The organism is Pseudomonas sp. FFUP_PS_473 (genome assembly GCF_002858665.1).
Lineage (GTDB): Bacteria > Pseudomonadota > Gammaproteobacteria > Pseudomonadales > Pseudomonadaceae > Aquipseudomonas > Aquipseudomonas defluvii.
On the sequence record NZ_PJQQ01000010.1, the window covers coordinates 1 to 19212 of the forward strand.

The window sequence follows — 19212 nt, forward strand, 5'->3', positions numbered from 1 at the left end:
GCCGATGGTAGTGTGGGGTTTCCCCATGTGAGAGTAGGTCATCGTCAAGATTAAATTCCGAAACCCCTATCTGCACACGCAGGTAGGGGTTTTGTCTTTATTGCCCGGAAACGTCGCCAGTGATGTCGCCTCCTGTAGTTGCTCCCCCTTTCTTGCCTTTCGCTTGGTACCATTCAGCACATGTTTATGACGCTTTGATGGCTGGAAGGTTTTTGTGAATGTTATACGTCGCTGGCTACAGCACCCGCATGCTCGTCTAACTGCTCTGGTCGGACTGGTGCTGCTCATGCCGTTGTGCCTGCGTGCAGCGTTAGGTTGGTCTGATGTATTTGGATACCTGTCCGACATGGCCATCGGCAGTCTACTCATTGTGTTGCTGCATCAGCGGCCGTGGTGGTTGGCGCTTCCGGTGTTGCTGGTGTGGAGCCTGTTGACACTGGCTGCTGCCGAGCTGGTCAGTGCAGTGGGGCGGCTGCCGAACATTACAGACCTGCACTACCTGGTAGATCCTCAGTTCCTGGAGAATTCCACCGGAGGCGGTTTCGCTCAACCCTGGCTTGCTGCCGCGTTGTTGATCGGCCTTACGGTATGGCTCATCACCCAATGGGCAGCACCTTCGGCGTTGTCCCCTCGTTGGTCTGGCAAAGCCTGGGCTGCACCAGTATTGCTATTGGTTACCCACTGGGGGGGACAGCACCTGCATGCCTCCGATGCAGACCAATGGCATCTGTTCAATCTGCCGCATCAGCTTTTGGCTGCCAGTGCTGGTGATCTTCAGACGCGAACGCAAGAGTGGTGGGAGGGCGAGGTTACCGAGGTTGCTCCCCAGATGGCAGGGCTTACGCAGTTGGATCTGAATGGCGAAAGGTTGCTGCCAGCCGCGGGGCGCGCACGCAACGTGCTGATTATCGCGCTGGAAGGTATTCCTGGCGCCTATGTTGGGGTCAATCGTCAGGCGTTGCACAGCCGCTATCAGGAAAACCTGATGCCTAATTTGACGCGCTGGTCAGAGCGCGGCATGAACACGCCGGACTATGTGCTGCACAGCCACCAGACGATTCGGGGTCTGTACGCCATGCTGTGCGGTGATTACGACAAGCTCGACAACGGTACGCCGAAGGGAGTCGAGATGCTGACTCAGAGCGAGCGTAACCAGGCGTGCCTGCCTGCTCAGCTACGCAAGCACGGTTTTGCCACGCACTACCTGCAAGGTGCAGGTCTGCGTTTCATGGCTAAAGACAAGATCATGCCGCACATCGGCTTCGAGACTACGCTGGGCCTCGATTGGTTTACCAACGCCTCGTACCTGGATTTTCCGTGGGGCAAGGATGACAAGGCGTTTTTCGAGGGAGCACTGGATTACGTTGGGCAGTTACAGAAACAGCCGAAGCCCTGGATGCTCACCCTGCTGACCGTTGGAACACACCAGCCGTACTCCGCGCCAGAGGACTACCTACAGCGTTATGACACACCCAAGCAGGCTGCCGTGGGTTATCTGGATGATGCGCTTGGGCAGTTCCTCGCGGGCCTTGAGCGCCAGGGCATCTTGAAAGACACACTGGTGGTTATCACCTCGGACGAATCCCACGGTATCGATGGGGTGCGGCTGGCTTCATCCTGGGGGTTCAACCTGATGCTGGCACCTGAACAGGAGCAACTGCCCAAGGTGAACACCGGTGTTTATGGGCATGTCGACCTGACTGCCTCGATACTCGACTATTTTGCGTTGCCTGTACCGGAGGCCCTGAGTGGTCGCTCGCTGTTTCGAAACTATGAAACGGGTCGCGAGATCATGTCATTCACCAATGGCAAGCTTCGTTATCACGATGGTCAGGGGACGTTGACCGAGTGTGATTTTCAACAGCACTGTCGGTACTACGCCAGCCCAGGCTTCATTGAGGACCGGGTGACCCTGCTTGGGCAGTACGGCGGCCAGCGTGCACGACAGATCGCGGCACGGGCTGCTGCCCTGGATCAGACGTTGCTGCGCACACCATTGAACCAGCACTACCAGTTCGGCAGTGCAGCCATCATCCCGCTTAAAGCACAGATCGACGATGATTGGGCAGATAACCTGATCGGTGCCCAGTATCTGGAAATGCCGAAGGGGTCACATACGCGTGTGCGCCTGACTGTGCGCTCTGCGGACCCACAGCACAACGCCTACATCCTGCTCAAGGCCAAGCAGTTGGAGCAGGATGTGCCACTGGCGCTGCCTGCGGAAATGCTCGTTACACCGGATCAACCGCTGGAGATGGATTTCAGTTTCTACAACCCGGAACCGCGCAAGGCATTTTCCTTCCATCTTCTGGGGTACGGGCAGGGGGCTGTTGAGGTGAGCGACTTCACTGTTGTCACTGAGTCAACGGCGCAGCAGGAGGGGCTGGATGAGGTTTCGGAGGAGAGCATTGCTCAATCCAGTTAGACCTTGCCACCTACAGACAGCAGGTTTGCTTACCTTGTATCGCAACCCTATCAGTTAGCCGGCACGGTTATGACAGGCGCCTGTGGTGCTACCCCCGTCTCGGCCAACGAGAACAGGACGAGGATAAACAGGAACTCTGATTTGGAACGCATGTCTCGGTCGTCGATCCAGAACCAATAGCCGCGATAGGGTACGGCGGCATAGGCATCTGCTGGGCGGGTCGCACTTGAATGGATACGTACCAGTGGCTGGTCCCACAGGCTATTCGGGTCTGGCTCGGGAGGCGCCGGGTTCGCCCGGCCCTCCTGCAAATGAATCGGCGGTACTTCGGCTGTTGCGGCGAGCTCCACGAATATTTCCGACATGGAGCGGGTGAGCAACGCTACCTCGGTGTCGTTGCGTTGCACCATGCCGAAGGTCAGTGCCAGCTCAGTCGCATCGGGACGCAAATTCAGGATTTCCCGTACGGCACGACTGTCGTTGCTGACTGCGTCAGGCACGCCACGGTTGACAATGATCAGCGTATTTTCTTTGTCACCAGGCTGGTTGATTCGCATCCCCAAGGCTTCTGAGCGTTGTATTCGCCTGAGGGTTTCAAGCATCTGATAAAAGCGTGGATCTGCTGCGCGTGCGCGGACAGTGGAGGCCGACCGGTTGTATACACCGTTCACCGCTCGTGTGGTCAGTTGCAATACCCGATCAATGGGGTAGCCCGCCTGGATCAGAGAAAATACTGCGGCAGGGGAAAGGGGTTGTAACAGGTAGCGGGAGAACTTCTCCCCTGAGATGGGTGTGTAGCTGATGGTTGGGCGATCGGTATAACGGCCATAGGCACCGATTGCCTGGCTGTTTCCGTCATTGGGCCATCCGGAAAACCAATTGGCACCCAGGCTGACCTGGCTCTCCATGGCGCTGGAGCTGATGACCGATGACACATCCAGATAGACCGGAGCATCGCCATAGCGCAGCTTGACGATGTTGAGCAGCGTCTGCTCCTTCCAGGTCGTGGCCAGTGCACCACCATAGTCGGTTCGATCGCGTTGCACCGAGGCCGGCCCCAGGGTGGTGCACCCCGCGATGTAGCACGCTGCGGCGAGCAGCGTAGCGATACGAGTGGGGCTCAGTAAGCACTTGATCTTCGGTACAGAGGAGGGCATTACTCCTCCTCGACCAGCGCTTTGATCCGCCCGGATCTTTCTGCCGCCACCAGCGCGGCATGGTCTTTGGCGTTTTGATTGGCATAGGCCACGGCAAACTTGCCGATGGCTTTGTCGAACTCATCCGATTTGCCCAGATAGCCGCTGATCATTGCGGCATCGCCCGATTTGGCATGTGATCGGGCCAGTGTCATACCGCACATCTCTGCGTACATCTTCAGCTGTGCTGCTGTCGTGCGTTCAATAGGTGCCGACATTTTCATGTCCCGCAACTGCCGAACAAAAAAGTGACGGCCTTTTTTGCCTCGAGTCCAACCCAGAAATATATCGCTGGAAGACTGCATCAAGCGCTGCCCGGTAACCACGCGCTGCCCGTGGTTTTCGTAGAGGCTCTTGCCCGCATAAGGTTCAAGGACGGAAGGGCTCGCTTCCTTGAACTGCAGGAGCAGTGGGTGGTTTTCCGCAGAAAAGAACAGGCTGACAAAACAGTAGGTACCGACACTGCCAATGCCAACGGCTTTGATCGCAATGTCTTCCATGCGGTAACGATCGAAAAGCACCCGGCGTTCATGGGGTAGAGAAATCCTGTAATCCTCCAGTGCCATTTTGACGTTCTGTTCAAAGTCCTTTTCATAAACGTGAAACAGTATGGGCGGTTGATCGATCAGGCGTCGCCGCCCGCCGACCTCGCCGCTGATGGTCGGATAGAGGTAGTCGCCGACACGGGTCTTGGCTTTTGCAATCAACTCTTCCCGATTCTTTCTGATTTTTGAGTTGGGTGACATCTCAAGAATCGTTTGGGCATCGAGACGGTCATACCAGACTTCCAGCGGGCTCATCTTTGAACATTCACGCAGGCGCTCACGGTAAGCACGAACACATTCGACTGCGCAGGCTTCAGCTTCCTTGGTGCTGAACTGGTTATCGAGTGCTGCTACCACAAAGCTGATCGCCAGACGTTTCACATCCCACTCCCATGGTGCAGGAAGTGTTTCGTCGAAGTCGTTGATGTCGAAAATCAGGTTGCGCTCGGGCGTCGCAAACAGTCCGAAATTCAATAGATGACAATCGCCGCAAGCCTGGACGTGGATGCCGGTACTCGGGGTCATGGCCAGGTCGTGGGCCATCAGGCCGGCCGAGCCACGCAGGAAGGTAAACGCGCTGCGTAGCATGCGTCCATAACGAATGGGTACCAGGCTGGCAAGGCGGTAGCGGTTGGAGGTTTCGAGAATGTCGATAGGGTTGCGGTGCTTGCGTGGTGGCTTCCATACCGCATGGCTGGACAGCGGTACTTTCTCACGCAGGCTTTCGCCCTGGTGAAGGCGTTCTTTGCGTGAGCGGAAGCTGTGCTCCAATACATGGGTTTCCGACTTTTTCGCTGCGCGTTTGGTCGATGATTTCTTGTTGGAAGGCATTTTTACTCCTGTGCGCAACACTCTTGAAGTCACCTGTCGGCCTGGCTTGTTACCCCTGAATCAACCTTCCAGTATGGTAAATGCGGCATCGCGAGGAGCCGTTTGGGGGGAGCCTCACTCAAGCGTAGCAGCTTGGATCGGGTGCGTAGGATGCGCATCGGGGCGTGTGCACTGCACCTGTTTTCCATGTTGCCCTGCTGTCACCGTGTTCGTGCAGAACCTGTTTGAAAAGCTAAAATCACGGTGCCATGCGGTTGTATGGATCAGTTGCAAGGGGCAGCAGGTTTGCCATTCTTGGGGCATCACTATGTTGCACAACATGCTGACAGGCTTACCGGTAATGCTGTTGTGCCTGATTCTGCAGGCACTGTTTGTTGTGCTCACGCTACGCCTTTACCTACGCCTGCGGCCGCAGAGTGGCAAAATCGGCCCTGTGACCAGCATCATGTTGTTGTCGCTGGTGATGTCGCTGATGCTGTTTGGCAACTTCATCCAGATGGCCCTGTGGGCCGTGCTGTATCTGCTGCTAGGCGAGTTCACCGACTTTTCTACAGCGGTTTATTTCTCTGGCGTAACCTTTTCCACGGTCGGTTATGGCGATGTGGTGTTGTCAGAACATTGGCGCCTGCTCAGCCCGCTGGAGGCTGGTAACGGCATTCTGATGTTCGGTGTCTCGACGGCAATGATGACCGCCACACTGGCAGACATTATCAAGCGCCATAACCGTTGATCCCGTACCAGCGTCGATACTGTGCTTTAGTCTATTCAGTTCAGTGGAACAAGCGGTAAACAGGGGGAATGGCGGTGAGTCATGAATCCACACACACGAAGGTAGTGCCTGGCGAATTTGCTGAAGAGCAACTGAACACGCTGCTGGATCTGATCAGCGATGGTATCTGGGACTGGAATGCCAACACAGGTCATGTCTACCGCAACCCGGGTTGGTACCGGATGCTTGGCCATGCCAGCCATTCGCTGGACAACACGGTGTTCACCTGGGAACGTCTCATTCACCCGGAGGACTATCCACGGGTGATGGCGCATTTTGAGGCCTACCTGAACCAGCAGGTCTATGAGTACCGCATTGAGTACCGTTGTCGTCGTCGGGATGGCAGTTACCTGTGGGTCGAAGACCGCGGCCGTGTGATCGCACGTAACGCTGACGGTTCGGTTGCGCGGATGCTTGGCGCCCATCGCGATATCGACGATCGCAAGCGCCTGGTGCAGCAACTCGAGCAGAAGAATCACTCACTGGAAGCCCTGGTTGCTGCGCGAACCCGCGAGTTGTCCTGGGTCAATGAGCAACTGCAGCGCCAGCTCGAAGATAATCGCGTTCTGGCCGAGCGCGACGCGCTGACGCTGGTTGCCAACCGTTATCGCCTGGAAAAGGTGCTGCGCCAAGAGTGTGAGCGCTCTCGACGGTTTCGCCAGCCGCTTTCATTGGTCGTCATCGATCTGGATGATTTCAAGCTGATCAATGACCGATATGGTCATGTCCGAGGCGACCGGGTACTCCTTCAGGTGGTCGAGTGCATCAAGACCTGTTTGCGCTCACAGGACCTGCTCGCGCGTTGGGGCGGCGATGAGTTCATGATTGTCATGCCCCACAGCACGCAAGCGCTTGCCCGTGAGCGGGCTGAGTGCATCCTGCAGCAATTGAGTCTGCTTCCCGCTGTGGGGGAGTATCGATTGACTGCCAGTTTCGGTGTGGCTGAATGGGCGAATGAAGAACTGCCAGAGCAATTGGTCAACCGCGCCGATCAAGCGTTGTACAGTGCCAAAGCTGCAGGTAAGAACCGGGTCGGTTGAGCTCGTCGGTATCTGGAACGCAAAACGCCCACCTTGCGGTGGGCGCTAACGCGTGTGGCGCAGTGCCGGGTTACAAATGCAGAGCGTGCCCCAATGCGCGCAATGCTGCTTCCTGTACGGCTTCACCCAAGGTCGGGTGCGCGTGAATGGTGCCAGCGACATCTTCAAGGCAGGCGCCCATCTCCAGTGACTGCGCGAAGGCTGTGGACAGCTCCGAAACGCCCACGCCCACCGCTTGCCAGCCAAGAATCAGGTGGTTGTCGCGGCGCGCAACCACGCGTACGAAGCCACTTTTCGATTCCAGGGTCATGGCGCGACCGTTGGCTGCGAAGGGGAATTGCGCAACGATGCAGTCCAGACCTTCCTGTTGCACGTTCTCCGGCGTTTTGCCGACCACTACCAGCTCCGGATCGGTAAAACACACGGCGGCAATGGCTACCGGCTCGAAGCGGCGTTGCTTGCCTGCAATCAGTTCGGCAACCATTTCACCTTGTGCCATTGCGCGGTGCGCGAGCATCGGCTCACCGCTCAGGTCGCCGATCGCCCAGACATTGCGCATGCTGGTTTGGCAATGTGCATCGATGGCAATGGCGCTGCCGTTCATTTTCAGGTCGAGGGACTCCAGATTGAAGCCCTGCGTCCGTGGACGGCGACCAACAGCCACCAGTACCTGATCGGTAGCCAATGACAGTGGCTCACCGGCCGGGTCGCGCACATTCAGGCTCTGCGTGGCAGCATCAAAGCCTTCGACGCTGTGCTTGAGGTACAGGGTAATACCGAGTTTTTTCAGCGACTCGGCTACCGGTTGTGTGAGCTCGCTGTCGTAGGTGGGCAGGATCCGCTCACGGGCTTCGACCACGCTGACCTCGACGCCCAGTTTGCGGTAAGCAATACCCAGCTCAAGGCCAATGTAGCCGGCCCCGACGACAGTCAGGCGCTTGGGCAGATGAGTGGGCGCCAAGGCTTCGGTGGACGAAACAATCGGGCCGCCCAACGGCAGCATGGGCAGTTCTACGCTGCTGGAACCGGTGGCGAGCAGCAGGTGCTCGCACTGGACGCGCAGGTCCTGGCCATCAACCTCGACCGTTTTGCCGTCAAGGATGCGCGCCCAGCCGTGGATCACCTTCACGCCGTGCTTTTTCAGCAGGGCCGCGACCCCGCTGGTCAGGCGATCGACGATACCGTCTTTCCAGGCAACGCTTTGCGTGATGTCCAGGGTCGGAGCTGAGACATTGATGCCCAGGGCTGAGTGCTGACTGTGGGCGTGGGTCTGGTGGAACTGCTCGGCGACATGGATCAGCGCCTTGGACGGAATGCAGCCGATGTTCAGGCAGGTTCCGCCCAGTGCGTGACCTTCGATCAGTACGGTCGGGATGCCCAACTGGCCGGCACGAATCGCCGCCACATAGCCGCCGGGGCCGCCACCAATGATCAGCAGTGTGGTGTTCAGGGTCTGTTGCATGATCACTCCACAAACAGGCTGGCGGGTTGTTCGAGCAGGCCTCGAATGGCCTGAATGAAGAGCGCTGCGTCCATGCCATCGACCACCCGGTGATCGAACGAGCTGGAGAGGTTCATCATTTTGCGCACAACAATCTGGCCTTTGACGACCATGGGGCGTTCGACAATGCGGTTGACACCGACAATGGCCACCTCTGGGGTGTTGACCACTGGTGTGCTGACAATCCCGCCTAATGCGCCGAGGCTGGTCAGGGTGATGGTTGAGCCGGAAAGCTCCTCACGGCTGGCCTTGTTGGTGCGCGCAGCGGTAGCCAGCCGAACGATTTCGCTGGCATTGCCCCACAGGCTGCCGGCTTCTGCGTGGCGTAACACTGGCACCATCAGGCCGTTGTCGCCCTGGGTCGCGATGCCAACATGCACGGCGCCGTGGCGGGTAATGACCTGTGCCTCATCGTCGTAGTGCGCATTGATTTGTGGGAAATCACGCAAGGCCACGACCATGGCGCGGACCAGGAACGGCAGTAGAGTCAGTTTGCCGCGGCTGTCACCCCATTTTTCATTGAGATGGACGCGCAGTTCTTCCAGCGCTGTGACGTCGATTTCCTCGACGTAGCTGAAGTGTGCTACCCGACGCTTGGCATCCTGCATGCGCTGGGCGATCTTGCGGCGCAGGCCGATCACCGGAATTTGTTCGGCATCGGTGCGCTTGGCGTAGCCGCCAGGTACGGAGGTGGACGTTGTGGTCGGCTGCGCCAAAAACGCATCCAGGTCTTCATGCAGGATACGTCCGGCAGGGCCACTGCCCTGCACGTAGCGCAGCTCGATACCGGCATCCAGCGCGCGTTTGCGTACGGCGGGTGATGCGAGTGGCCGCTCGTTGGCCTCACGCGCAACAAACGGCGCCGGTTCGTACGATGCCGCTGTAGCAGTCGGGGCTTTGGGAGCTGTAGCTGCTGCTTCAGGGGCAGGGGCTGGCACAGCAGGGGCCACGGTTGCCTGGGGCGCCGCAGCAGGTGCCGAAGTGGCTTCTTGCAGGTTGCCGGCCCCCTCGACTTCGATGCGTATCAGCTCGCTGCCCACGGCCATGACTTCACCGGGCTGACCGCCAAGGGCCAGCACCTTGCCGCTGACAGGAGAGGGAATCTCCACTGTCGCCTTGTCGGTCATGACGTCAGCGACGACCTGATCTTCGGTGATGGTGTCGCCGACTTTGACGAACCACTCCACCAGCTCAACTTGTGCGATGCCTTCGCCGATGTCCGGCATCTTGATGACGTGCGTGCCCATTCAGACCTCCATGACCCGTTTCAATGCCGCGCCCACTCGTGATGGGCCGGGGAAGTACGCCCACTCCTGTGCGTGCGGGTAGGGGGTGTCCCAACCGGTGACGCGTTCGATCGGCGCTTCAAGGTAATGGAAGCAATGCTCCTGGATCAGGGCGACCAGCTCGGCGCCAAAACCACAGGTGCGGGTGGCTTCATGCACGACTACGCAGCGACCGGTCTTCTTCACGGAGTTGACGATAGTCTCCAGGTCCAGCGGCCATAGGCTGCGCAGGTCGATGACCTCGGCGTCGATCCCCACTTCTTCGGCGGCCACCTGGGACACATACACCGTGGTGCCATAGGTCAGTACGGTAACGGCTTTGCCTGGGCGGGTGATGGCGGCCTTGTCCAGCGGCACGGTGTAGTAACCGTCCGGCACGGCGCTGGCCGGGTGTTTTGACCACGGGGTTACCGGACGGTCGTGATGGCCGTCGAACGGGCCGTTGTACAGACGCTTGGGCTCGAGGAAAATCACCGGATCATCGTTCTCGATCGAGGCGATCAACAGGCCCTTGGCGTCGTAAGGGTTGGATGGCATGACGGTGCGCAGGCCACACACCTGAGTGAACATCGCCTCAGGGCTCTGACTGTGGGTCTGGCCGCCATAGATACCGCCACCACAGGGCATGCGCAGGGTCAGTGGGGCGATGAACTCGCCGGCTGACCGGTAGCGCAGGCGGGCCATTTCCGACACGATCTGGTCGGAGGCGGGGTAGAAGTAGTCGGCGAACTGAATCTCCACGACCGGGCGCAGGCCATAGGCACCCATGCCCACGGCGGTACCGACGATGCCGCTCTCGGAGATCGGCGCATCAAAAACGCGGGATTTGCCGTACTTGTTCTGCAGGCCTTCGGTACAGCGGAACACGCCGCCGAAGTAGCCCACGTCCTGGCCGTAGATCACCACGTTGTCATCGCGCTCTAGCATGATGTCCATGGCCGAGCGCAGGGCCTGGATCATGGTCATTGTGGTCGTCGCCATGGCCGTTTCCAACTGGATATTGTTGTTGTGATCGTTCATGTCAGATCCCCAGTTCCTGGCGTTGCCGACGCAGGTGCTCAGGCATTTCCTTATAGACGTCCTCGAAGATGGACGCCGGGCTTGGCATCTGGCCGCCCGCAAGGGTGCCATACTGCTCAGCCTCTTTCTGCGCGGCGATGATCTCGGCTTCCAGTTCGGCGCTGACTTCCTGATGTTCTTTCTCGGACCACTGGCCGATGGCAATCAGGTGTTGTTTCAGGCGCATGATCGGGTCGCCCAGCGGGAAGTGGCTCCAGTCGTCGGCCGGACGGTACTTGGAGGGATCGTCCGACGTCGAGTGTGGGCCGGCACGGTAGGTCACCCATTCGATCAGGCTCGGTCCCATGCCGCGCCGTGCGCGTTCTGCGGCCCATTGCGAGGCCGCGTAGACAGCAATGAAGTCGTTACCGTCGACCCGCAGTGAGGCAATCCCGCAACCCACGCCGCGGCCGGCGAAAGTGGTGGATTCGCCCCCGGCGATGGCCTGGAAGGTCGAGATAGCCCACTGATTGTTCACCACGTTGAGGATCACGGGTGCACGGTAGACGTGGGCAAAGGTCAAGGCCGTGTGGAAATCCGACTCGGCGGTAGCCCCGTCGCCGATCCAGGCGGATGCGATCTTGGTGTCGCCCTTGATGGCCGACGCCATGGCCCAGCCTACGGCCTGCACGAACTGGGTCGCGAGGTTGCCGCTGATGCTGAAGAAGCCGGCGTCACGCACCGAGTACATGATCGGCAGTTGACGGCCCTTGAGCGGGTCGCGCTCGTTGGACAGCAACTGGCAGATCATCTCCACCAGCGATACATCACGCGCCATCAGGATGCTTTGCTGACGGTAGGTCGGAAAGCACATGTCGGTGCGGTTCAAGGCCAGGGCCTGGGCGCTGCCGATGGCTTCCTCGCCGAGGCTCTGCATATAAAAGGACATTTTCTTCTGGCGTTGGGCAACCACCATGCGGTTGTCGAACAACCGCGTCTTGAGCATGGTCCGCATGCCTTGGCGCAAGACCTGCGGCTCAATGCCTTCGGCCCATGGGCCGAGCGCGTTACCTTGGTCGTCGAGCACGCGGATCAGGCTATACGCCAGGTCTGCAGTGTCAGCGGCTTCAACATCGATAGGGGGTTTGCGAACCTTTCCGGCGTCGTTCAGGCGCAGGTAGGAAAAGTCGGTCTGGCAGCCTGGCCGGCCTGTAGGCTCGGGCACATGCAAACGCAGGGGGGCGTACTCGTTCATGCTTTTTTACGCTCGCTCTGTCTTGTGTTTTTGTGAGCTTTGAAGCGGTCGCTACTGACGTTGGCTTGTGACCAGGCAGTCAGTCTTGTCCTACATCATATTCCCGAGCCTGAAGAATATTTTTCTGATGTTCATTGCCTTTACGATAGCTTGCGGATAAATATTCTTTATAAAGATAAAAATCAGGTGAGTTTTTCTCATGCGTAAACTGGATCGCACCGATATCGGCATTCTCAACAGCCTCCAGGAAAATGCTCGTATCACCAACGCCGAGCTTGCCCGCTCGGTGAATCTCTCCCCGACACCCTGCTTCAACCGGGTCAAGGCGATGGAAGAGTTGGGGGTGATTCGCCAGCAGGTGACCTTGCTGGCGCCCGAGGTGTTGGGGCTGGATGTCAATGTGTTCATCCACGTCAGCCTGGAGAAGCAGGTGGAGCAGGCGCTGCATCGCTTTGAAGAGGAGATCGCCGAGCGCCCGGAGGTCATGGAGTGCTACTTGATGACCGGCGATCCTGACTATCTATTGCGGGTGTTGTTGCCCAGCATCCAGGCGCTGGAGCGCTTTCTCGATTACCTGACGCGCCTGCCGGGCGTGGCCAACATTCGCTCCAGCTTTGCCCTCAAGCAGGTGCGCTACAAAACCGCCTTGCCATTGCCTGCCAACGGCCTGACCCTGCGCGGGTAGGTGTAGTGTAATAATTGACACTTCGTCGATTTGATCAAAGGCAATGCCGCTTTTTATAGCTATTGCTTAAGGCAGCTGCGCTTAAGTGCTTGATATTTTGAACGGCTGGTGCTTATTTTGTACACGTCGCCGTTCGCGGCTTGCTAAAACAATAAGGATCAAGTCATGACGAGCAATGGCCAACGTTCACTCGCCGAGCGATTGACGGGCATTGATGAAATCGAGTGCGTCACTCCGGACCTGAACGGTGTGCCTCGCGGGAAGGTAATGACCGCGGAAGGTTTCCTTGAGGGACGGCGCTTGCAGATGGCTCGCGGGGTGTTGTTGCAGTGCATCATGGGGGGATACCCACCGACCCGTTTCTACGGCAGCGATGATGGTGACCTGGCACTTGTTCCTGATCCTCAGCAGATTCATCGCTTGCCGTGGAGCGATACACCGCGTGCCTTGGCCATTTGTGATGCGGATGACTTGAGCGGCGAAGGCTGCAGATTGTCTACCCGGGCACAACTCAAGGCGGTGATTGCACGTTATGCGGCGCATGGCTTGAAACCCGTGGTTGCGACCGAGCTTGAGTTTTTCGTCTTTGCACCGAGCAGCGACCCGACTCAACCCTTCCAGCCGCCTGTTGGCCTGGATGGTCGACGCGAAGATGGCGCTTCAGCCTTCAGCATCAGCTCCAACAATGGTTTGTGTCCTTTCTTCAATGAGGTGTATCGCTGTATGGAAGCCCTAGGGCTACCGCGCGATACCTTCATGCATGAAATGGGTGTCAGTCAGTTCGAGATCAACCTGTTGCACGGTGACCCGCTGCTGCTGGCCGACCAGACCTTCCTCTTCAAGCACCTGCTCAAGGAAGTCGCACTCAAACGTGGCCTGACGGTCGTTTGCATGGCCAAGCCACTGGCCAAAACCCCAGGCAGTTCCATGCATATCCACCAAAGCCTGGTGGACATCGACAGTGGGCGTAACGTGTTCAGTGACGCCGAGGGTCAAGCGACAGACACCTTCTATCATTTCATTGGCGGCTTGCAGGCATGCATGGCCGACTTTACGGCGCTGTTCGCGCCTAATGTGAACTCCTACCAACGCCTGTGCCATCCGTACGCCTCACCGAACAATGCGTGCTGGTCCGAAGACAACCGTGCTGCCGGCTTGCGTATTCCGGCGAGCGGCCCAGCTGCTCGGCGGGTCGAGAACCGTTTGCCGGGGGCAGATACCAACCCTTACCTGGCACTGGCGGCCAGCCTGGCGGCGGGCCTGCACGGTATCGAGCAACGGTTGGCGCCCGCCCCGGCGATTCAGGGTGAATTTGAGGTGCCGGATAACCTGTCGTTGCCGTGTACCTTGCATGCGGCGCTGGAGCGCCTGAAGCGCAGTGCGCTGGCTCGCGAGCTGTTTGGCAAGGAGTTCATCGAAGGCTATATCGCCTCCAAGACCCTGGAGCTGACCAGCTTCTTCGATGAAATTACCCCGTGGGAGCGCCGAGTGCTGGCAGCCCAGGCGTAAATGGCGCCTTTTAAGGCGCTTGGGGAATAGCAGGTGGCGAAACAATGTTTGACGATTTGTCGGCGGTGTTTCCCACCTGTTTTTGTGTCTACTGTTGTTGCTGCGCCGTCGGTGCTTTTTCACTTATGCTTTCAGCCAGTTTTTTCACCTGCTAAAGGAGCCAACCGGGACGCCGATGCGACAGATCTGGAAGTCTTTCCGCGCGCTGTATTTTGCCGCTCTGATGATGTTGATCGGTTCGGGCCTGTTAAGTACCTACCTGGCCCTGCGCCTGGCGGCCGATCAGGTTGACAGCCTGTGGGTCGGTGCCTTGATGGCGGCGAACTATTTCGGTCTTGCCCTGGGCGGCAAGATCGGTCACCGGCTGATTGCCCGCGTCGGGCATATTCGGGCCTACGCCACGTGCGCCGGTATTGTGGGGGCAGCGGTGCTGGGCCATGGCCTGGTCAGTTGGCTGCCAGCCTGGCTCCTTCTGCGGGTCATCGTCGGTTTGGGGATGATGTGTCAGTACATGGTCATCGAAAGCTGGCTCAATGAGCAGGCCGATGCCAAGCAGCGGGGCGCCGTATTCAGCGGTTACATGATCGCGTCGTACCTGGGGCTGGTGCTGGGGCAGTTGATTCTGGTCGCCCATCCGCAGTTGGGGCTGGAGCTCCTGATGCTGGTGGCGATGTGTTTTGCCCTGTGCCTGGTGCCGGTGGCACTGACCCGGCGCATTCACCCGGCGCCGCTGCGTCCGGCGCCGCTGGACCCGCGCTTTTTCATCAAGCGCGTACCGCAGTCGCTCAGTACCGTGCTGGGGTCAGGCCTGATCGTTGGCTCGTTCTACGGTTTGGCGCCTTTGTATGCGGCCAAGCAGGGCTTGAGTACCGAGCAGGTTGGTATCTTCATGGGGTGCTGTATTTTTGCCGGGTTGCTCGTGCAGTGGCCGCTGGGCTGGTTGTCTGATCGTTATGACCGCGCCGTGCTGATTCGTGGTGTGGCAATCGGCTTGGCGGTAGCGGCGTTGCCGTTGGCGATTTGGCCGAGTGTGCCGATGGTGGTGCTGTTTGCTGCCGGTTTCCTGGTGTCGCTGCTGCAGTTTTGCCTGTACCCACTGGCAGTGGCATTCTCCAATGACCATGTCGAGAGTGAGCGGCGTGTTTCATTGACCGCGATGCTGTTGGTGACCTATGGCGTCGGCGCCAGTATCGGTCCGCTGGTAGCGGGTGTGCTGATGCAACAGTTGGGCGATCAGATGCTCTACGCCTTCTTTACATTCTTCTCGCTGGTACTGGTTTGGCGGATTCGGCCTCAGGCCGTCACCAACCTGCATCAGGTTGATGACGCGCCATTGCTGCACGTAGCGATGCCAGCAGCCAGCTCACCCTTGGCCGCGGCACTTGACCCACGGGTGACTGAGCAGGACGTCCAGGATCAAATGCAGGCGCCTGTAGCGGCAGAAGACACCGAAGCTGAGGAGCAGCAGGCGGAGGAGGGAAGAAGGGAGCCGGCAAAACCTGTATAGGTGCCAGTGTTGCGCGATCCGGGTGTCGAGTACTGAGCTCGCACCCGGTCAATGCCTTTGCCGTAGCACCGGCTTGTGCAAGTGCTACTTAGTAGTCGTCTTTATCGAAACGACGCGCTTCACGCTGCAACTGGTAAACAAAGCTCTCTACCTTGCGTTGCATTTGCCCATTCAGGTTGTGGAAGCGCACGCCTGCAAACGTGGTGTTGAAGCGTTCTTCAAAGTGCAGGTGACGCAGTTCAACCGCCGTTGTAGTGGTGCCAAACAATTGGCTGGCGCTGAACTTTTCGTACACTTGGCCGAGTTGCAGGCGCTCTTCGACATTGCCTTCGAAGCGTAGTTTGCAGCCCGTGGCCGAGATGTCCAAAAGCTTGCCCTTGAGAGCACCTTCACCCTTGAGTTTGTCACCGCTCAGTAATACATCCACCAACTGCGATAGCTTCAGCGCTGCGCGGAAGGCATTGCGACGCTGGTGGTAGGTGACTTCCAACGGCAGGGCGCCGTGATAGCTACGGTGGCCATCAGTCTCCTGGATGGTCAGCGGCGTGCTGGATTCCCAGGCAATACGTACACCGTCATGAAAACCTTCGACACGAAACGGCTCGCCATTTTGCAAAAAGCGTTCGCCGTCACGCGGGATCATTTCGTCCAGCGCCAGTTTATTGGTCTCCCGGTCGACTTCTACCACGTAGCTCTGGAAGCGCTGGCTACGTTCATGAAAAGTAATGATCAGAGGATCATGGCTCTCTTGCAGCTGCCGCAGGTTGGCGGCGATTTCCATTGGGGTGGTCAACACCTTGGGTGGCTGCGGAGCATCTACTTCATTCAACACGGTTGATCAATCTCCAGACTAAAACACACACGCAAGCGCAGGCATTCTGCCAGCATGCTTCGCACCTTGGTATAGGTTAATCACACTTGGCTGAGTGTGCGAGGTTTTGCGAGGGGCGAGGTGGATCCGCGGCTGTCATACAGTGACGGTGATTCGCCACCATTGAGAATTCTAATCTGGTTGGCCGTGGTCGCTTGCTGAATCTGGATGGAGCGACCATTGATCTCGTTGGCAGCCTGGCACTGGGCCATGATCTTTGCCAACTCTTCGAGTTTTTCCAACATCTGCTTGCCGAGCGACGACTGACTGGCAAGGGTCTCGAAACCGCTGCGGTCAGGGCTCAGGCCGAGGTTGGCGAGGGCCTGGCTGCGCCGACGCCCCTGCTGATCAAGCAGCACCACCAGCGATTGCTTGCGGGCCAGGATGTTCTCCAGCAGCGACATATCGCGGCCGTGCAACGCTATCAGCTCGGTTTGCAGTAACTCGAGCAGTTCTTGCGCTGGAGCAATATCGTCTTCGATCAGTTGCAGCAGAGTAATGTCGTGCATGGCTGGCTCTTGGTATTCAGCGTCATGAAGTCAGCGCGCCAGAGGGCTAGCGCTGTGCTTCGAAATTAAGCAGTTTGCTGGCGATACGGTTGCTGTCGATCTTATAGCTGCCGTCGGCAATCGCCTGCTTCAACTCGGCCACTCGGCCGCTGTTGACAACGGGTTGCTCGCGCAGCTTTTCGCTGATCTTCTGCAACTGCTGTGCCTCTTGGCTCAGGTGTACGGTTTCCCCGCTCTGGGTGCTGGCGGCAGGAGCAGTGCTGGCAGATGCAGCGCTTGAACTGTTTTCCTGGCTGCTGCCGGTGCGCGCACCGCCCGTCACGGACGGGGAATTATTCAAACGACTGAAGTCGATGACCATGATTGAAAAACCTCTGGGTATTGGACGCTTGCCTTGTTTTCGGCCAACCCGAAAAAAACTTTAGGCGCAAATGCACTGCGGCATGCGCGGCAAGTCCTTGGCCCTGACAGAGGACAGTTTAGGAAAAGCGCTGTTTGATCGCCAGCGTTGATCTTGCCTCGCTTTCCTTACATGGCGACTTCCACCTGCCCGGGCCCGGTTACCCGGGCTTTTACCACGCGTTTGGAGTTCAGGTTGCGTACCCGGATCTGCTCGCTGAGACCGCCTTTGCTCAGGGCCTCCCCTGGCATGCGTACACTGAGCGTGCCGCTACGTGCGGTAATCACGACATTGTCACCTTTACGTACGACTTCGGCCTGTTCAAGGTGTGCTGGGGTGAGTACCTGGTCGATGACCGCTGGTCGGATAACCTTTTGCCCCACGGCCTGGTCCAGTGAGCTGAGAAAGCCTTGGCTCAGCAAGCCTACATCGCGTTCGCGCAGGGCCACGTCCTCTTCTGAAACGATGCCTTCGCGCTTGAGTGGGCGGGTGGCGGTGACCACGTTGCGAAACAGGCGTACCTGGGCGGGCACGAACACCGTCCACGGTGAGCTGCCGTCACAGCGCACGCGCACGGTCACACGGCCCAGGGGTTGAGCCGGGCTTTCCAGTGTGGCGTTCAGCTGTTGGTCGCATACGGGCATGCGCAGTCTAGGGTCCAGGTTGTTGACCTGGATCTCGTAGCGGCCTTCGGTCTGGCTGGTTGCCAGATAATCTTCCACAGAGAATTCAAGAAAGCCTTGGGTGACACCGATAAGCTGTTCAGGCAAGGTAAAGTTGTCAGCCAGAGGTCGAACGCCAGGGGCCAGTAGGCACAGCACGGCAAGGATGCGGGGCAGGCGGTGGGGCAGGCGTCGGAAAAATGTCGTTTTCGTGTTCATACAGTTAAAAAAAGCAAGGCGCGTGCCGTTTAGGTACGACGCCCCAAGCTTTGGTGAAGGAGTCTGGTATGGCTGGTGTAATGGATTCGGTGAACCAGCGTACTCAACTGGTGGGGCAGAATCGCCTCGAGCTGCTGTTGTTTCGCCTTAATGGCGAGCAGTTGTATGGGATCAACGTGTTCAAGGTGCGGGAAGTGCTGCAATGCCCGAACCTGACCCTGTTGCCCAAATCCAGCCCGGTAGTACGTGGTGTTGCGAATATTCGTGGGGCAACCATCCCGATTCTTGATTTGGCGATGGCGACCGGCTTGCCCGGTCAGAATGACGACATGAGCAACCGTTTCGTGATCATCACGGAGTACAACACCAAGACCCAAGGGTTCCTGGTGCATTCGGTCGAGCGCATCGTCAACATGAACTGGGAAGAGATTCATCCGCCACCCAAGGGGACCGGTCGTGATCACTACCTGACGGCCGTCACTCGGGTCGACAACAAACTAGTGGAGATCATCGACGTAGAGAAGATCCTGGCTGAGGTCGCGCCGACGTCCGAGGCGATTTCCGAAGGTGTTGTCGATGCCGATGTGCAGGACAAGGCGGTCATGCTGCGGGTGCTGACGGTGGATGACTCTTCGGTGGCTCGAAAGCAGGTCAGTCGTTGCTTGCAGACGGTCGGTGTCGAAGTGGTGGCGCTTAATGATGGTCGTCAGGCGCTCGACTACCTGCGCAAGCTGGTGGACGAAGGCAAGCGTCCGGAAGAAGAGTTCCTGATGATGATTTCCGATATCGAGATGCCGGAAATGGATGGCTATACGCTAACGGCGGAGATTCGTAGCGACCCACGCATGCAAAAATTGCACATCATCCTGCATACTTCACTTTCTGGCGTATTCAACCAGGCCATGGTGAAGAAAGTGGGCGCCGACGATTTTCTTGCCAAGTTCAGGCCGGATGACCTGGCTCAGCGGGTTGTCGACCGGATCAAGGCTACGCATTAACGGCC

At 58.3% G+C, this 19212-nt stretch carries 17 protein-coding genes; 7 read left to right on the forward strand and 10 right to left on the reverse strand.

Annotated elements, in window-relative coordinates; all coding sequences use genetic code 11:
- Positions 1 to 214 precede the first annotated feature (214 nt).
- Positions 215 to 2425: an LTA synthase family protein gene (locus tag CYD26_RS08750; RefSeq protein ID WP_102052386.1), complete on the forward strand. Its 2211-nt coding sequence runs from the start codon at positions 215 to 217 to the stop codon at positions 2423 to 2425.
- A gap of 50 nt (positions 2426 to 2475) precedes the next feature.
- On the opposite strand, the gene CYD26_RS08755 is transcribed toward CYD26_RS08750, so the two are convergent.
- Together CYD26_RS08755 and CYD26_RS08760 are read right to left on the reverse strand one after the other, a co-directional pair.
- Positions 2476 to 3582, reverse strand: coding sequence for a hypothetical protein (locus tag CYD26_RS08755; RefSeq protein ID WP_102052387.1), 1107 nt, complete (start codon positions 3580 to 3582; stop codon positions 2476 to 2478).
- Entirely contained in the window at positions 3582 to 4754 is a 1173-nt protein-coding gene (locus CYD26_RS08760) for a DUF2252 domain-containing protein (protein ID WP_371917206.1), read from the reverse strand. Before CYD26_RS08760 ends, CYD26_RS08755 begins: the two co-directional genes overlap by 1 nt.
- A 550-nt stretch (positions 4755 to 5304) precedes the next feature.
- Between CYD26_RS08760 and CYD26_RS08765 the strand changes: the two genes are divergently transcribed.
- Together CYD26_RS08765 and CYD26_RS08770 are read left to right on the forward strand one after the other, a co-directional pair.
- Positions 5305 to 5727 (forward strand): potassium channel family protein, encoded by a 423-nt coding sequence (locus tag CYD26_RS08765; protein WP_099773887.1) that lies wholly within the window; start codon positions 5305 to 5307, stop codon positions 5725 to 5727.
- A 68-nt stretch (positions 5728 to 5795) separates the two neighbouring features.
- Positions 5796 to 6806 (forward strand): sensor domain-containing diguanylate cyclase, encoded by a 1011-nt coding sequence (locus CYD26_RS08770; protein ID WP_102052389.1) that lies wholly within the window; start codon positions 5796 to 5798, stop codon positions 6804 to 6806.
- A 70-nt stretch (positions 6807 to 6876) separates the two neighbouring features.
- On the opposite strand, the gene lpdA is transcribed toward CYD26_RS08770, so the two are convergent.
- From lpdA to CYD26_RS08790, 4 genes are read right to left on the reverse strand one after another with little or no spacing between them, the layout of a single operon-like run.
- On the reverse strand, positions 6877 to 8268 hold the full coding sequence (gene lpdA / locus CYD26_RS08775; RefSeq protein WP_102052390.1) for a dihydrolipoyl dehydrogenase: 1392 nt from the start codon (positions 8266 to 8268) through the stop codon (positions 6877 to 6879).
- Between the two features lie 2 nt (positions 8269 to 8270).
- A complete protein-coding gene (locus CYD26_RS08780) occupies positions 8271 to 9554 on the reverse strand; it encodes a dihydrolipoamide acetyltransferase family protein (RefSeq protein WP_102052391.1) in 1284 nt (427 codons plus the stop codon).
- Positions 9555 to 10613, reverse strand: coding sequence for an alpha-ketoacid dehydrogenase subunit beta (locus CYD26_RS08785; RefSeq protein ID WP_065759703.1), 1059 nt, complete (start codon positions 10611 to 10613; stop codon positions 9555 to 9557). It abuts the gene before it with no gap.
- 1 nt (position 10614) lies between these two features.
- The gene (locus CYD26_RS08790) at positions 10615 to 11847 is read right to left on the reverse strand and encodes a 3-methyl-2-oxobutanoate dehydrogenase (2-methylpropanoyl-transferring) subunit alpha (protein WP_102052392.1); all 1233 of its coding nucleotides are present in this window, start codon (positions 11845 to 11847) and stop codon (positions 10615 to 10617) included.
- A gap of 199 nt (positions 11848 to 12046) precedes the next feature.
- Between CYD26_RS08790 and bkdR the strand changes: the two genes are divergently transcribed.
- From bkdR to CYD26_RS08805, 3 genes are all read left to right on the forward strand, one after another.
- Positions 12047 to 12532 (forward strand): Bkd operon transcriptional regulator BkdR, encoded by a 486-nt coding sequence (bkdR, locus tag CYD26_RS08795; RefSeq protein WP_065759705.1) that lies wholly within the window; start codon positions 12047 to 12049, stop codon positions 12530 to 12532.
- A 267-nt stretch (positions 12533 to 12799) separates the two neighbouring features.
- Entirely contained in the window at positions 12800 to 14041 is a 1242-nt protein-coding gene (locus CYD26_RS08800) for a glutamine synthetase family protein (protein WP_178081701.1), read from the forward strand.
- 175 nt (positions 14042 to 14216) lie between these two features.
- Positions 14217 to 15548, forward strand: a complete 1332-nt coding sequence (locus CYD26_RS08805; protein WP_102052394.1) for an MFS transporter — start codon at positions 14217 to 14219, stop codon at positions 15546 to 15548.
- An 88-nt stretch (positions 15549 to 15636) separates the two neighbouring features.
- On the opposite strand, the gene CYD26_RS08810 is transcribed toward CYD26_RS08805, so the two are convergent.
- From CYD26_RS08810 to flgA, 4 genes are all read right to left on the reverse strand, one after another.
- Positions 15637 to 16329: a flagellar brake protein gene (locus CYD26_RS08810; RefSeq protein WP_099776569.1), complete on the reverse strand. Its 693-nt coding sequence runs from the start codon at positions 16327 to 16329 to the stop codon at positions 15637 to 15639.
- 131 nt (positions 16330 to 16460) lie between these two features.
- Complete coding sequence (locus CYD26_RS08815) at positions 16461 to 16928, reverse strand: flagella synthesis protein FlgN (RefSeq protein WP_065759709.1); 468 nt, start codon at positions 16926 to 16928, stop codon at positions 16461 to 16463.
- A gap of 46 nt (positions 16929 to 16974) precedes the next feature.
- A complete protein-coding gene (gene flgM, locus CYD26_RS08820) occupies positions 16975 to 17289 on the reverse strand; it encodes a flagellar biosynthesis anti-sigma factor FlgM (protein ID WP_065759710.1) in 315 nt (104 codons plus the stop codon).
- A 167-nt stretch (positions 17290 to 17456) separates the two neighbouring features.
- A complete protein-coding gene (gene flgA / locus CYD26_RS08825; protein ID WP_065759711.1) occupies positions 17457 to 18209 on the reverse strand; it encodes a flagellar basal body P-ring formation chaperone FlgA in 753 nt (250 codons plus the stop codon).
- Positions 18210 to 18277: 68 nt separating this feature from the next.
- Between flgA and CYD26_RS08830 the strand changes: the two genes are divergently transcribed.
- Complete coding sequence (locus CYD26_RS08830; RefSeq protein ID WP_065759712.1) at positions 18278 to 19207, forward strand: chemotaxis protein CheV; 930 nt, start codon at positions 18278 to 18280, stop codon at positions 19205 to 19207.
- The last annotated feature ends 5 nt before the right edge of the window (positions 19208 to 19212 follow it).

Excerpts from the sequence above, each read along its gene's own strand:
- CYD26_RS08755 (WP_102052387.1), bottom strand. The coding sequence starts at position 3,582 with ATGCCCTCCTCTGTACCGAAGATCAAGTGCTTACTGAGCCCCACTCGT.
- CYD26_RS08760 (WP_371917206.1), bottom strand. The coding sequence starts at position 4,754 with ATGCTACGCAGCGCGTTTACCTTCCTGCGTGGCTCGGCCGGCCTGATG.
- CYD26_RS08765 (WP_099773887.1), top strand. The coding sequence starts at position 5,305 with ATGTTGCACAACATGCTGACAGGCTTACCGGTAATGCTGTTGTGCCTG.
- CYD26_RS08770 (WP_102052389.1), top strand. The coding sequence starts at position 5,796 with ATGGCGGTGAGTCATGAATCCACACACACGAAGGTAGTGCCTGGCGAA.
- lpdA (WP_102052390.1), bottom strand. The coding sequence starts at position 8,268 with ATGCAACAGACCCTGAACACCACACTGCTGATCATTGGTGGCGGCCCC.
- CYD26_RS08780 (WP_102052391.1), bottom strand. The coding sequence starts at position 9,554 with ATGGGCACGCACGTCATCAAGATGCCGGACATCGGCGAAGGCATCGCA.
- CYD26_RS08785 (WP_065759703.1), bottom strand. The coding sequence starts at position 10,613 with ATGAACGATCACAACAACAATATCCAGTTGGAAACGGCCATGGCGACG.
- CYD26_RS08790 (WP_102052392.1), bottom strand. The coding sequence starts at position 11,847 with ATGAACGAGTACGCCCCCCTGCGTTTGCATGTGCCCGAGCCTACAGGC.
- bkdR (WP_065759705.1), top strand. The coding sequence starts at position 12,047 with ATGCGTAAACTGGATCGCACCGATATCGGCATTCTCAACAGCCTCCAG.
- CYD26_RS08800 (WP_178081701.1), top strand. The coding sequence starts at position 12,800 with ATGACCGCGGAAGGTTTCCTTGAGGGACGGCGCTTGCAGATGGCTCGC.
- CYD26_RS08805 (WP_102052394.1), top strand. The coding sequence starts at position 14,217 with ATGCGACAGATCTGGAAGTCTTTCCGCGCGCTGTATTTTGCCGCTCTG.
- CYD26_RS08810 (WP_099776569.1), bottom strand. The coding sequence starts at position 16,329 with ATGGAAATCGCCGCCAACCTGCGGCAGCTGCAAGAGAGCCATGATCCT.
- CYD26_RS08815 (WP_065759709.1), bottom strand. The coding sequence starts at position 16,928 with ATGCACGACATTACTCTGCTGCAACTGATCGAAGACGATATTGCTCCA.
- flgM (WP_065759710.1), bottom strand. The coding sequence starts at position 17,289 with ATGGTCATCGACTTCAGTCGTTTGAATAATTCCCCGTCCGTGACGGGC.
- flgA (WP_065759711.1), bottom strand. The coding sequence starts at position 18,209 with ATGAACACGAAAACGACATTTTTCCGACGCCTGCCCCACCGCCTGCCC.
- CYD26_RS08830 (WP_065759712.1), top strand. The coding sequence starts at position 18,278 with ATGGCTGGTGTAATGGATTCGGTGAACCAGCGTACTCAACTGGTGGGG.